This is a genomic window from Cupriavidus sp. 01T418 (assembly GCF_056398885.1).
In genome coordinates this window covers 35,598-49,458 of sequence record NZ_JBFTQG010000024.1, presented here as the reverse complement: position 1 = coordinate 49,458, position 13,861 = coordinate 35,598, and the positions used below count along the sequence as shown (strand labels likewise).

The following is a 13,861-nucleotide window of genomic DNA, read 5'->3' as shown; positions in this document are numbered from 1 at the left end:
TGTCAATCAGGGGCGCGGGCGCGCTCAGTGCCCGGGAGCATTCCCGGGCGATGCCGGTTCCGCGCCCTGCCCGCGCGGCTCGCTGCGCTCCCTGTCTTGCGCCTCCCACGGGCGCCCGCGCGTGCGCGGGTCGACAGGCAACCGTTGCTGCATCGCCGACTTGGCCAGCATATGGGCGCTGATTGGCGCCGTCAGGAAGAGGAAGGCGGTGATCAACAGCTCATGCAGGCTCAGGCCATTGCCCTGGCTGCTGAAGAACACCACCGAAGCCACCACGACGCCACCGACGCCCAGCGTGGTGGATTTGGTCGGCCCGTGCAGGCGCATGTAGAAGTCCGGCAGCCGGAATAGCCCGATGGCACCGACCAGGGTAACGACGCTGCCGACCAGCAGCAGCGCGCAGATGGCGAATTCCGCGATGGGGTTCATCGTGTCCATGGGGACTCCCGGGTGCCGGTTAACGGATCGGTGCGGATCGGTGCGATCACTTGAGTTCGATGATGTCGCCGCGTTGCAGATACTTGGTCAGGGCGACGGTGCCGATGAAACCCATCACCGCGATCAGCAGGGCAATCTCGAAGAACAGTTCCGAGCGCAGCCGGATGCCGAACACCATGATCAGCGCAATGGCATTGATATTGAGCGTATCGAGCGCGACGATGCGGTCGGGCAGGCCCGGGCCGCGCAGCAGGCGGACAAAGGCCAGCAGGCAGGCGATCCCGAGGATCGCCAGCGATATCGGCATTACGACGGCAAGCATTCGAATATCTCCCGTAGCGGCGCTTCATAGCGCGATTTGATCAGCGCGATCAGCCTGGCTTCATCGTCAAGATCCAGCACGTGGAGCAGCAACCGGCGGCGGTCATCGCTGAGTTCGGCGCACAGGGTGCCCGGGGTGAGCGACACGATGCTGATCAGCGCGGTCAGCGCCAGTTCGTGCTCGACCTCGATCGGCACCTGGATAAAGCTCGGGCGCATCCGCGACGCCGGCCCCAGTACCAGCAAGGCCACCTCGACATTGGCCACCACGATGTCGATCAGTACATGCACCGCCAGCCGCAGCATCAGGCCGGGACGGGCCAGCCGCATCGGATGCAGCCACAGCCGGCTGCCGACCCGCAGCGCAATGGCCCAGGCGAAAAAGGCACCCAGCGCCCAGTTGGCGGGCGACACCCCGTTTGCCAGCAGCAGCCATATCGCAAGCAGCGCCAGGCTGAGCCACGGATGCGGAAACAAGCGTTTGACCATGGCGCTAGCTCCCCCCGGCCGGCAGCACCGCGCGCACGTATGCCGCGCTATCGAACAACTGGGCGACAGTGTCCGCCAGGTACTGGCTCAGTGGTTGCGCGAACACAACCAGCGCAACGCTGCAGGCCAGCAGGAAGGCGCAGCAACCCAGCTTCCATCCATCCGGGGCGACACGCTGGCAAGCGCCATGGCGCCCGGGATCGTGCTCCTGGGGCAACTGCCACAACAGGCGAGTGCCGGTGCGGCTCACGGCGATCAGCAGGGCGAGGCTGGATAGCAGGATGCCCGGCCACAACACGGCCGCTGCCGGCAGCGGCGCGCTGCGCATCACCATGACCTTGCCGACAAACCCGGACAGCGGCGGCAGGCCGATCGCCGCCAGTGCCGCGACCAGGAACAGCGCGCCGGCCAGCCGCGAGCCACGGACGACCGGTTGCCGCGCCGAGGCGGATGCCGGCGCTGGCTCCAGCGCATCCGCCAGCAGGAACAGCGCCGCCGTGCACAGCGTCGTGCTGAGCAGGTAATACAGCGCGCCCGCCCAGCTTTGCGCCGTCTGCATCGACACGCTGGCGGCCAGCAGCCCGACCGATGCCAGCACGAGGTAGCCGGTCAGCATTCTCAGGTTCGGAGCGGCGAGCGCCCCGAGCGCGCCAAATGCCATGGTGGCCAGCGCGAGCCACCAGACCCAGTCATGCAGGAATGCTGCCAGCATCCCGTCGGGCGCGCCGAAGACCAGCGCGGCGCAGCGCAGGATCGCGTAGATGCCCACCTTGGTCATGATGGCGAACAGCGCGGCGGCCGAGCCCGTGGCGCTGGCGTAGGCCTTCGGCAGCCAGAAGGTCAAGGGGAACAGCGCCGCCTTGAGCGCGAAGACCAGCATCAGCATGGCCCCCGCCGCCGTGGCCAGGGGCACATCCGCGGCGGGCAGGCCGGCCAGCCGGATGCCCATATGCGCCATGTTCAAGGTGCCGCTCAACCCGTACAGCACACCGAGCGCAATCAGGAAAAAGGCCGAGCCCGCCAGGTTCAGCATGACGTAATGCAGCCCGGCGCCGATCCGCGCGCGCCCGCCGCCATGCAAAAGCAGGGCATAGGAGGCGATCAGCAGGATCTCGAAGAAGACGAAGAGGTTGAACAGGTCGCCCGCCAGGAACGCGCCATTGAGCCCCATCAGCTGGAACTGGAACAGGGCGTGGAAATGCCGCCCCAGCCGTGCGTCTCCCCTGCCCGCGGCTACCACGGCAGCCGCGCCCAGCACGGCTGTCAGCAGCAGCATCAGGGCGCCGAGCCGGTCGAGCTGGAGCACGATGCCGAACGGTGCCGGCCAGTTGCCGATGCGATAGACCGCGATGACCCCGGTGGCGGCTGCCTGGACCAGGCAGGCCGCCACCGGCAACAGCAGCAGCGCGGCGGCGGTATTCAGCACCCGCTGGGTCCGGCGCCAGCGCGCCGGCATGGCCACCAGCGCGCCGCCGGCAAACATCGGCAACAGAACGGGCAGGAGGACCGGCAAAGACAGGCTAGGGTTCATTGGCGGCCTCGTTTGCGCCGGTGCCACGGGCCTGCGGGCTGGCATGCTCCGCTCCGCCTGCTTCCTTGCCGTTCACGTGGTCGCTGCCCGTGATGCCGAGCGAGCGCAGCGCCAGCACGACGGCGAATGCGGTCATGGCAAAGCCGATGACGATGGCCGTCAGCACCAGCGCCTGCGGCAGCGGATCGGCATACCGCGCCCCGCTGGCGATAATCGGCGGACGGCCGGTGGACAGGCGGCCCATGCTCAGCAGGAACAGGCTCACGGCATACGAGACCAGCGCCAGCCCCAGCACCACCGGGAACGTGCGCGCGCGCAGCAGCAGGTAGATGCCACAGGCCATCAGGATGCCGACCATGCCGGCGTAGGCGGCTTCCATCAGGCATCCTCCCGCGCATGGACGCGCTTGTCGCGCACGCCAAGGTGCGACACGATCAGCAAGGTCGTGCCCACCACCGTGAAATAGGCGCCGAGGTCGAAGATCATGGCGGTGGCCAGTTCGATTTCTCCCAGCACCGGCAGGTGGAAATGCCCGAAGGCCGTCGTCAGGAACGGGAAGCCGAACGCCCAGCTGCCCAGGCCGGTCAGCCCGGCCACCAGGATGCCGCCGCCGGCCAGCGCGCGGTAGTTCAGCCCGATGCGCGCCTCGGTCCAGAGCACGCCGCTGGCGACATACTGCAGCAGCAAGGCCACCGCCGTGATCAGCGCGGCGATAAAGCCGCCGCCCGGCAGGTTGTGCCCGCGCAGCAGCACGAAGACCGCCACCAGCATGGTCAGCGGCAACATCAGCCGGGCCAGGACGGCGAGCAGCAAGGGATGGGTCTCGCTCGACCACGGCAGCCCGTTGGGGCCCGCCTGCGGCGGTGCCAGGCGCATGCCCTTGAGCAAGGCCTGCACCCCGAGGCCGGCGACCAGCAGCACGCAGATCTCGCCAAGCGTATCGAAGCCGCGGAAATCCACCAGGATCACGTTGACCGCGTTGTGGCCGCCGCCACCTTCAACGCTGTTGGCCAGGAAAAAGGCGGAAATCGGATCGTAGGGCCGGGTCATCACGGCGTAGGCCAGGACGGCAAGCAAGCCGCCGCTGCCCAGGGCAAGGCAGGCATCGCGGACACGCCGGGCCACCGAGGATGCGTCGGGCCGGTCGACGGGAAGAAAGTACAAGGCCAGCACCAGCAACAGGATCGTGACGACTTCGACCGAGATCTGCGTCAGCGCCAGGTCGGGGGCGGAAAAGCGCGTAAACGCCAGCGCAACCAGCAGCCCACAAACGCTCAGCAGGATCAGCGCGTTCAGCCGTTGCCTGCGGGCGAGCACCACGCAGATCGCCGACAGACCCAGCAGGACCATGCCCGCCACCGTCATGGCGTCGAGCGGGCTGGACGGCACCGGGCCGGCCAGCGTGTCGAGATCCGCCAGGAACGTGGCGGGAATCAGCAGCATGGCGGCCAGCAGCCACGCCAGGTAGCCTTGCAGCGAGCCATTCTCGAACGCGCCGGTCATGCGGCCGGCCGCCCGCGCCAGCCAGCCGATGCCGGCCTCGAAGGCATCGCGCGCGTTCAGGCGGACCAGGCGCGCGTGATGGCGATGGAAGGCATCGCGGCGGAAGAAGAAATACACCGAGCCGCAGACCATCGAGATCAAGCTCATCGCCAACGGCAGGTTGACGCCATGCCACAGGCTCAGGCTGTACGCCGGCAGCGGCCCGCCCAGCGTGGCCAGGGCGGCGGCCGCGAGCAAGGGGCCCACGGTATACGCCGGGAACAGCCCCACCACCAGGCAGATGGCGACCAGCACCTCCACCGGGATCTTCATGGAACGCGGTGGCTCGTGCGGCGGATAGTTCGGCAGGTCGTGCGGCTTGCCGTCGAAGAACACGCCGTAGATAAACCGCAGCGAGTACGCCACCGTCAGCGCCCCGGCAACGGTCGCCGTGGCCGGGATGATCCAGTTGAAGTCGCCCAGCAGGCCTTGCGCCAGGGTCTCGCCAAAGAACATCTCCTTGCTCAGGAATCCATTGAACAGCGGCACGCCCGCCATCGACAGAGAGGCCACGATGGCCAGCAGCGCGGTGTGCGGCATGTAGCGGCGCAGGCCTCGCAGCCGCTGCAGGTCGCGCGTGCCGGTCTCATGGTCGATGATGCCGGCCGCCATGAAGAGCGACGCCTTGAACACCGCATGGTTGAGGATGTGGAACAGCGCGGCCACCGTGCTCAACTGCGTGTCCAGCCCGAACAGCAGCGTGATCAGGCCGAGATGGCTGATGGTGGAATACGCCAGCAAGCCCTTCAGGTCGCGCTGCCACAAGGCCATGGCGGCGCCGGTCACCAGCGTGGCCAGGCCGGTGAGGCTGACTAGGTAGAACCACCAGTTGGTGCCGTCCAGCACCGGATAGAAACGGGCCAGCAGGAAGACCCCGGCCTTGACCATGGTGGCGGAATGCAGGTACGCCGAGACCGGTGTGGGCGCTGCCATGGCATGCGGCAGCCAGAAACTGAAGGGAAACTGCGCCGATTTGGTAAAGGCAGCCAGCAGGATCAGGGACAGCATCAGCGGATACAGCGGGTGCAGCTGCACCGTGCCGGCCTGTGCCAGCACGTCGGACAATTCCATGCTGCCGCAGATATGGCCGAGCAGCAGCACGCCGGCCAGCAAGGCCAGCCCGCCCCCGCCGGTCACCGTCAGGGCCATGCGCGCACCCTTGCGCGCATCCGAGCGATAGGACCAGAAGCCGATCAGCAGGAACGACACGATGCTGGTCATCTCCCAGAACACCGCCAGCAGCAGCAGGTTGCCGGACAGGACGACACCGAGCATCGCCGCCATGAACAGCAGCAGCAAGGCGAAGAAACGGATGGTGGATTCGCTGCGCGGCAGGTAATAGCGCGCATAGAGTATGACCAGCAGGCCGATGCCCAGCACCAGCAGCGAGAACACATAGGCCAGCCCGTCCAGCCGCAGGCTGAGGCTCAGCCCGATGTCCTCGATCCAGGGCTGCCGCCAGACGATGGCGCCGCCCTCGAACACCTGGCCCCGCGCACTGAGCAGCAGCCCCAGGCCGGCGAGCGGGGCGGCCACCACGATGGGCACGGCCAGGCAAGCGGCCAGACGCCGGGCCAGCGGCATCAGCACCGCGGCGATCAGCGGAAGCGCAATCAGCCAGACCGTCAACATCCGGCGTCTCCGGGCGCCGGGCCAGCGATGGTGCCGGACAAGCCGTCCGCGGCGGGCGAGACATGGATGACATGCGCCACCAGCGGCGGCGCGAACAGGGGCTGCGTCACCAGACTCGCCGCTGCCGCCTCGCTGCCGGGCGACCCATCTGCTGCAAGCAACACAACTGTCATCGCGCTACCACCTCTTATCCGATGTGCGTCACGATCCGCAAATAACGCCGGTCCGCGACCGACGCCAGGCTGGCTCTGGCGACTCTAGTTCAATTTGCACACAGGGACAACACATCGCCCCGGCCAATCTGCCCGCCGCCGCCGGCCTTCGGCACCCTTGCGCCGGCAAGCAGGCTAACCCAGAGCCGTGAAAACCAGACCGGCGACGCCGAGCCCTACCGCCGCCAGCGCATCGCCCGCAATCAGCCCGCCACCCACCAGCGACGTCGTGCTCATGTCCTCGGGCAAGGAATCGGGCGTGCCCTGCGGCCTTGGCGAGCTATTGAGCACACTGGCCACCACCCCGCCCAGCGCAAACCAGGCGGAGGTGGGAAGGTTGACGAATCCGCCAAAGGAGGATGCGTAAGGCGACGGCAGCACAACGGTATCCAGCAGGAAATCCGTCATGCGTCCAACCCTGCCGCCCTGGATGAAGCGCTGATAGCGCGCGCCCGATTTGACCAGCAAGCGCAGCAGCGCCGTAGCCAGGCCAAGGGCAATGCCGAGCGCCACCGCCGTGCGCTGATGCGGCAGGTCGTCGGTCAGGCCGCGCAATGCGCCGACGATCTTGTACGTCATGGCCGAGGCCCAGCGATGCGGCTGATCGCTGGCGGCAAGCACGGTCTGGTCCAGCGCCAGTTCAGGATAGGCGCGCATGAACAGCCTGGCGAACAGCACCGCCAGCACCGCGCCGGCGACAATGCCGGCCACCTGGAAGCGAAACTGCAAGGTGCGGTTGGTCCCTAGCCGCCAGCCGGTGGAGCGGTCCTGCTGCATATCGCACGCCTCGCTGGTCGAGACCAGCAGCACCGTCGCCGCGATCAGGCCCACTTGCGGGTCGCGCAAGCCAAGCGCTGCCATCAGGATCACGGACAGCACGAAGGCGGAGGAAATCGGGTTCTGGTCGACCATGCCGACCGAGATGCCGTTCACCATGGCGAACACGAATACCAGCAGCACCGCCAGCAACAGATATCCCGCTGGCTGGTGGAGCAGTCCGGTGCCGACCGCCACGATGGCGGCTCCCCAGAACAGCACCCATGCCGCCAGCCGCCACTGGCTGCCCTGCGCTGGTGCCGCCTGCCGGGGCATGCTGCCGCCACGCAAGCGCCGTCCCTGCCGAAATGCCCTGGACAGGATCAACGTGATATCGATCAGCGCCGCGCCCATGATCATGCCGAGCGCAATCAGGAAGGTGATCTTGCGAAACGGCTCGCCCGGCGCAAGCCAGCCGATCGAGATAAAGAACGGGATCAGCGCCCAGCTCGCCAGCCCGGCAACCAGCGCGGCAAGGCCGATGCGCGCGCCGACGATCATGCCGGCGCCGAAGGTGGACGCCGACAGGTCGATGGCGGCAAGCCGCTCGATGCGGGCTGCGCCGATGCCGCCAACGATGCCCAGCACCGTACCCCCGGCCAGGCGCGACACCGACTGCCTGAGCAGCACCGGATCGGTCAGGGCGCGCAGGATATTGGCGACCGCGAGGCCGGAGGGAAAGGTGAGCTGCAGGCGGTCGACCAGGATAGGCGTGTACAGCATGCCCACGCCAACACCGAACATGCCGACGCAAAGCATGTACAGCATCAGTTGCCACAGCGGCGGCTCGGGCAGGCCCATCCAGGTCATCGCCTGGACCACCACGGCCATGCCGCTCATGCCGGCCACCGACGAGGCGATGGTCTGGATATAGTTCGCCCCGTGGCGCCCTTCTGCGCCGTAGCCGTAGGTCATCGTGGAGCCGAGAATGCCAGCCAGGACCTGCCCGCCCACGAAGAAGCCGAGCGAGAAGTTCATATACGCCGCGGCGATCCCGCCCAGCGGACCGAGCACGAAGACACCGACGGCGCCGAGCAGCGCGTAGTACCGCCATCCGCCCTGTTCCGGCAGCCAGGCCCAGCGCCGGCCGGTGCCGGCCTGCCCTTCGCCCGGGCGCGGTGACGCCACTTCGCCGGCACGGACTGCGGCGTCTTGCGGTGGCCTGCCGGCTGCCGTCATTGGCTTCCCCCATGCGCGCCAGACGCATCAGTGGCTGCCTGGCTTTGATGCAAACGGAGCCCGCGCAGCGCATGCCTGCAATGGAAAGCGTATCTTGCCGGGGCTGGGCAGATGCTACCGCAAGCGGGATAGCGCGAGAAAGGCCTGCGTGCGCAAGGGCACGTTATGCCGGAAGCGCACGGTCGCCCAAGGCGGCCCGCAAAAAAAGACCGGACACAAGATGTCGTGTCCGGCAACCCATTTGCTGACTCAGATCGTGTCACTAACCCGAGAGGCTCAAATGATAATGCTTCTCATTAGAAATATCAAGACGGAATCGGCCAAGCCGCCCGGCCCAGACCTCAGGCGGCCACCGCCATGCGGCGCGCCTGCCCCGCGCGATGGCGCCCGAACCTGAGCATGGTGGCACCCGCGATCACCGCCGGAATCCCCACCATGATGAACAGCGCCGGCATGGTCAGGCCCATCGACAACATGGTGCCGCCGCCGACCGAACCCACCACCGAGCCTATCCGCCCGACCCCGTTGGCCCAGGCCACCCCGGTAGCACGGCAATCAGTGGGATAGTAGGCCGCGGACAATGCGTTGGCGCCGACCTGCGAACCGGAAACGCAGAACCCCGCGGCGAACACCGCCAGTCCCGCCAGCCACGGTRCCGTGGTCAGGCTGCCGATGGCCGCGATAAAGAGCCCCGCCAGGGTGTAGGTCGCCGCCAGCACGTAGTGCGGGTTTGCGCGATCCATCAGCCAGCCGAGCGCGATGGCGCCGAGCGTGCCACCCACCTGGAACATCATGGTGACCAGCGCCGCGGTCTTGAGCGATACCCCGGTCGCGCGCAGCAGCGTGGGCAGCCAGCTCGAGAGCAGGTAGATCACCAGCAAGCTCATGAAAAAGGTGAGCCAGAGCAGCAAGGTGCCACGCACCAGTTCGGGCTTGAAAAGGTGGGCCACCGGTGAGCCGGGAGCGCGCTTGTCCGCCACGATGCTGCCGGGCACGATCGGCTCGCCCTGCGCGATCCGTTGCAGCGTCGCCGCAACCCGCCCTGGCTGCTTGCCGCTCATCAACAGGTACCGGACGGATTCGGGCAGCTTCCACAGCAGGAACGGCAACAGCAACAAGGGCAGCACGCCGCCCATCAGCAGCACCGAGCGCCAGCCGTGCTCCTCGATCAGGTTCGCTGAGGCAAGGCCGCCCAGCGCCGAGCCGATCGTGAAGCCGCAGAACATGGTCGTCACCAGGAAGGAGCGCCGCTTGCCCGGACAATACTCCGAGGTCAGCGTGATGGCGTTGGGCATGGCGCCGCCCAGGCCGAGGCCGGTCAGGAAGCGCAGCGCCACCAGCCCCCACAGCGAGCCCGAGAAGGCGGAGACGATGCTGGCGACGCCGAAGAACAGCACGCAGAAGACCAGCACGCTCTTGCGGCCGAACCGGTCGGCCAGGGGTCCGAACAGGAACGCCCCCGCCATCAGTCCGGCCAGCCCGGCGCCAAACAGCGGCGCCAGGTGCGCCGGGGTGAGCTGCCATTCGGCGCGGATCGCCGGCGCGATAAAGCCGATGGCCGCCGTATCGAAGCCGTCAATGGCGACGATCAGGAAGCACAGCACGACGATCCCGACCTGGAACGCCGACAAGGGCTGGCGGTCGATGAATTCGGTAATGCCGATAGTGGGTTGGGTGGGCACAGCTGTCTCCTTCATTGTCTGTCGAGGCGGCCGCTTTGCGATCGGCTCGCCCTTGGTGGCCTTTCCGGCCTTTCCGGCCTTTCCGGCCTTTCCAGCCTTTCCGGCTGCGGCCTGCTACGGCTTTGCAGCCGGCCCTACCGCGCCCCTCCCAGGCAGTCTTCCGCGCGCCAGCCGTGCAGCCATTGCAGCGCGTCATAGAACTGCTCCTGCGTACGCCCGACCCACAGCGAATTGCGCACCAGCCGCTCCACGCCCTTGGCGTGGTAGAGCCGGCCCATCTCGCGGGCGGAATACAGTACCCGTGCGGTGCGCGGGATGCGCACCTTCTCGTACAGTGCGAAGGCCGCCTCGAAATCGCCATCGCTGGCCTCGATGGCCGCGCCCAGCGTGACGGCATCCTCCAGCGCCTGGCAGGCGCCCTGCGCGAGGTACTGCGTCATCGGGTGCGCGGCATCGCCCAGGATGGTGGCGCGGCCAAAGCTCCAGCGCTCGACCGGGTCGCGGTCCGCGGTGGCCCAGCGCCGCCAGGAGCTCGGGCGGTCCAGCATCTGGCGCGGACGGGGGTGGATGCCTTCGAAGTACGACAGCACTTCTTCCTTGCTGCCATCGCGCACGCCCCACACTTCCTGCTCGCGGCTATGGAAGGTCACCACCAGGTTGTACTGCTCGCCGCCACGCAGCGGGTAATGCACCAGGTGGCAGTCGGGACCTGCCCATACCACCGGCGCGTTGATCTGCAGGTCGGCTGGCATGTCCGCCACATCGACCACGGCGCGGTACACCACGTGCCCGGTCACGCGCGGCTCGTCGCCCAGCAAGGCCTGGCGCACCGCCGATTTCACGCCGTCGCAGCCGATCACCGCGTCGGCCTGGTGGCGCTCGCCATGCTGGTCGACCACGGTGACGCCGCGCTCGTCCTGCTCCAGCGCGCACACCGTGGTGGCGGTGCGGAACTGGATCAGCGGGTGGTCCTGCACGGCTTCCAGGATGGACAGGTGGATGTCGGCGCGATGGATCACCGCATAGGGATTGCCGAAGCGCTTGCGGTAGCGCTCGCCGACGTCCACCTTGGCCACCTCGGTGGCATCGATGGCGTCCATCATCATCAGGTAGTCGGTAAAGACCGAGCGCTTGCGCGCGGCTTCGCCCACGCCCAGCGCGTCGAGCGCGGCAAAGGCGTTGGCGCCGAGCTGGATGCCGGCGCCGATTTCGCCGATTTTCTCTGCCTGCTCCAGCAATTCGACGCGGATGCCTTGCCGGGCCAGCGCCAGCGCTGCGGCCAGGCCGCCGATGCCGCCGCCCACGACGATCACCTTGCGGTCCGTGCTGCGAATGGAATTCATGTTGGTCTCCCTGGTTGCGCGCCCTGGACAAGTCCGCCCAGGGCGCCCCTTTCGATCAGCGCGCCGTGTAGTCCGGCTGCCGCTGAGGTTCTGCCTGCTGGAAGGCAGGGTGCTCGCTGGCGTGGCGGAAGACCGCCATGGTCCGCTCGAAGCCGCTGGTATCGCAGCCCATGCGCTGCGCGTTGGCGATCTGCGGCACCAAGCAGCAGTCAGCCAGCGTGGGCTGCTCACCGAAGCACCACGGGCCACGCCCGTACCGCGCCAGCAGGCGTTCCACCGCGCCAAGCCCTTCCTCGGCCCAGTGCCGGTACCAGGCGTCTTTCTGCTCCGGCGACACCGCCAGCACGTCCTGCAGGTAGCGCAGGATGCGCATGTTGTTCACCGGATGGATGTCGCAGGCGATCACATTGGCCAGCTCCAGCACCCGCGCGCGCTGCTCCACCGCCAGCGGGATCAGGCGCGGTTCCGGGTGGTGGGCATCGAGGTAATCGATGATCGCCATCGACTGGCCGAGGTGGAAGTCGCCGTCCACCAGCGCCGGCACCACCGCCGAGGGATTGATGGCCGCCACGTAGCCGGCGGCGCGATGCTCGCCCACGCGGATATTGACCGGCCGGTAGTCGTGCGGCAGGCCCTTGAGCGCCAGCGCGATGCGCACGCGGTAAGACGTGGAGCTGTTGAAGAAGCTATAGATCTGCACGGTGCAGCCCTCTCGAAATACAGGTCAGGTCAGGTCAAGCCACGCGCACCGACAGTTCGCCCAGCCGCTCGACACCGGCCACCATCAGGTCGCCCGGCTTGACGGCGCCAACGCCTTCGGGCGTGCCGGTGTAGATCAGGTCGCCCGGTTCCAGGCGGAAGTATTTCGACAGGTCGGCCACGGTCTCGGCCACCGACCAGATCAGGTGGGTCACGTCGCTGCGCTGCTTGTCGGCGCCATTGACGGTCAGCCAGATCGCGCCCTGCTCGAAATGCCCGACATCGCCCGCCGGATGGATCGGGCCGATCGGCGCCGAGGCGTCGAAGGCCTTGCCGATTTCCCAGGGGCGGCCCATTTCGCGCATCTTCATCTGCAGGTCGCGGCGGGTCATGTCCAGGCCCACGGCGTAGCCCCACACGTGTTCGAGCGCCTGCTCAAGCGGGATATCCGAGCCGCCCTTGCCGATGGCCACGACCAGTTCGGACTCGTAGTGATAGTTGCTGGTCTGCGCCGGGTAAGGCAGCGTCAGGGTCTCGCCATAGACCACCGGAATCACGGCGTCGGCCGGCTTGCAGAAGAAGAACGGCGGCTCGCGGTCGGGATCGAAGCCCATCTCGCGGGCATGCGCGGCGTAGTTGCGGCCCACGCAGTAGACGCGGCGCACGGGAAACTGGTCGCTGGTACCCACGACCGGAACGGTCACGGTAGCGGGAGGAGTAACAACGAAGGACATGGGAAATCTCGCACGAAAAGAAGGATGGAACCTCGCAGGCCGTTCGCGGCCCGCGGGGAAAAGGAAGAAAGAAAAAAGGAAATCAGGTGCGCTCTTCGCGCAGCAGATTGAGTGCGGACAGCACCGGGCGGTCGGAATAGCTGAACAGCACCGTGTCTTCGACCGAGGCCAGTTGCACGGGCTGCCATGAAGGCACCACGAAGGTGTCGCGCGGCTCGAACTGGAACTGCGCCTCGCCGATGCGCGCCGTGCCGCGCCCTTCCACCACGGAATAGACGGTGGCGTCGGTGCTGCGATAGGTCTTGCCCTGGAAGCCGGCCGGCAGGTACTGCATGAAGGTGGCCATGGTCGGCATCGGCCAGCCGCCGGTGGCCGGGTTCACGTAGCGCAGCTTTACGCCGTCCCAGGCATCCAGCTCGCCATTGCGGAAGAGCTGGTCCAGCGCCTCGCGGCTGCGGGCGTACGGGTAGCTGAAGATCGGCGAAGTCGGATCGGTGACACGGTGGCGCACCGGCAGCATGTTGTGGCCAAAGCGGGCAAAGCTGTCGCCCTCGGGACGCAGCACCGGCTGCGAGGCTTCGGGATAGTTTTCCGCAAACCCTGCATCCAGGTGCTGCAGCAGCGGAATATCCAGCCCGTCGAGCCAGACCACCGGCTCGCCGCCGTCCGCGACGCACGGATTGCCATGATCGTGCCAGGTCCAGGACGGCGTAATGATGAAGTCGCCCGGGTACATGGTGGTGCGCTCGCCGTTGACGGCGGTCCAGGCGCCGCAGCCTTCCACGATAAAGCGCAGCGCGGATTGCGTATGGCGATGACTGGGAGCGATCTCGCCGGGCAGGATCAACTGCAGTCCGGCATACAGCGTGGAGGTGATGCTCGACTTGCCAGGCAGGCCGGGATTCTCCAGCACCAGCACGCGGCGCACCGCTTCCGCCGCACTGATGACCTCGCCCGCCTGCATCACCAGCGGGCGGATCTCCGTGTACTTCCAGATCGCCGGCTGCGCCTGCGGCCGCGGCTGGGGAGGCACCAGCGCGTGCAGCGATTCCCACAGGGGGGCCATATGGTTGCGGCCGATGCGGCCGTAGTACGCCGAGCGGCCCGCGCTCTTGCTTGCGTCTGACATGCTTGTCTCCGGGTCCTTCGCCCCTGCCTGGCTGCAGGGCTTCGATGGAATATTTATACGCCCGGAGATATACCTTGTAAAATAATCAATTCTTCTTATCCATATGGATATGGA

At 67.3% G+C, this 13,861-nt stretch carries 13 protein-coding genes; all 13 read right to left on the bottom strand.

Annotated features, from left to right (window positions below; genetic code table 11):
• Positions 1-24: 24 nt before the first annotated feature.
• The gene (locus tag AC1DQ3_RS21965; RefSeq protein WP_477122309.1) at positions 25-429 is read right to left on the bottom strand and encodes a Na+/H+ antiporter subunit G; all 405 of its coding nucleotides are present in this window, start codon (positions 427-429) and stop codon (positions 25-27) included.
• Between the two features lie 55 nt (positions 430-484).
• On the bottom strand, positions 485-760 hold the full coding sequence (locus tag AC1DQ3_RS21960) for a K+/H+ antiporter subunit F (RefSeq protein ID WP_477122266.1): 276 nt from the start codon (positions 758-760) through the stop codon (positions 485-487).
• Positions 745-1,248 (bottom strand): Na+/H+ antiporter subunit E, encoded by a 504-nt coding sequence (locus tag AC1DQ3_RS21955; protein WP_477122265.1) that lies wholly within the window; start codon positions 1,246-1,248, stop codon positions 745-747. The genes AC1DQ3_RS21960 and AC1DQ3_RS21955 overlap by 16 nt, the downstream gene beginning before the upstream one ends.
• 4 nt (positions 1,249-1,252) lie before the next feature.
• Complete coding sequence (locus AC1DQ3_RS21950) at positions 1,253-2,767, bottom strand: monovalent cation/H+ antiporter subunit D (protein ID WP_477122308.1); 1,515 nt, start codon at positions 2,765-2,767, stop codon at positions 1,253-1,255.
• A 1-nt stretch (position 2,768) separates the two neighbouring features.
• Complete coding sequence (locus AC1DQ3_RS21945) at positions 2,769-3,158, bottom strand: Na+/H+ antiporter subunit C (RefSeq protein ID WP_477122264.1); 390 nt, start codon at positions 3,156-3,158, stop codon at positions 2,769-2,771.
• Entirely contained in the window at positions 3,158-5,953 is a 2,796-nt protein-coding gene (locus AC1DQ3_RS21940; RefSeq protein WP_477122263.1) for a monovalent cation/H+ antiporter subunit A, read from the bottom strand. The genes AC1DQ3_RS21945 and AC1DQ3_RS21940 overlap by 1 nt, the downstream gene beginning before the upstream one ends.
• A complete protein-coding gene (locus AC1DQ3_RS21935; RefSeq protein ID WP_477122262.1) occupies positions 5,947-6,126 on the bottom strand; it encodes a hypothetical protein in 180 nt (59 codons plus the stop codon). The genes AC1DQ3_RS21940 and AC1DQ3_RS21935 overlap by 7 nt, the downstream gene beginning before the upstream one ends.
• A gap of 174 nt (positions 6,127-6,300) precedes the next feature.
• Positions 6,301-8,160 carry an OPT/YSL family transporter gene (locus AC1DQ3_RS21930; RefSeq protein ID WP_477122261.1) on the bottom strand — a complete coding sequence of 620 codons (1,860 nt, stop codon included), beginning with the start codon at positions 8,158-8,160 and terminating at the stop codon, positions 6,301-6,303.
• 341 nt (positions 8,161-8,501) lie between these two features.
• Positions 8,502-9,842, bottom strand: a complete 1,341-nt coding sequence (locus tag AC1DQ3_RS21925; protein ID WP_477122260.1) for an MFS transporter — start codon at positions 9,840-9,842, stop codon at positions 8,502-8,504.
• 134 nt (positions 9,843-9,976) lie between these two features.
• Positions 9,977-11,185 carry a 3-hydroxybenzoate 6-monooxygenase gene (locus AC1DQ3_RS21920; RefSeq protein WP_477122259.1) on the bottom strand — a complete coding sequence of 403 codons (1,209 nt, stop codon included), beginning with the start codon at positions 11,183-11,185 and terminating at the stop codon, positions 9,977-9,979.
• 55 nt (positions 11,186-11,240) lie between these two features.
• A complete protein-coding gene (maiA, locus tag AC1DQ3_RS21915; protein ID WP_477122258.1) occupies positions 11,241-11,885 on the bottom strand; it encodes a maleylacetoacetate isomerase in 645 nt (214 codons plus the stop codon).
• A 34-nt stretch (positions 11,886-11,919) separates the two neighbouring features.
• On the bottom strand, positions 11,920-12,618 hold the full coding sequence (locus AC1DQ3_RS21910) for a fumarylacetoacetate hydrolase family protein (RefSeq protein WP_477122257.1): 699 nt from the start codon (positions 12,616-12,618) through the stop codon (positions 11,920-11,922).
• An 82-nt stretch (positions 12,619-12,700) separates the two neighbouring features.
• Positions 12,701-13,747: a gentisate 1,2-dioxygenase gene (gene gtdA, locus AC1DQ3_RS21905; protein WP_477122256.1), complete on the bottom strand. Its 1,047-nt coding sequence runs from the start codon at positions 13,745-13,747 to the stop codon at positions 12,701-12,703.
• Positions 13,748-13,861: the final 114 nt, after the last annotated feature.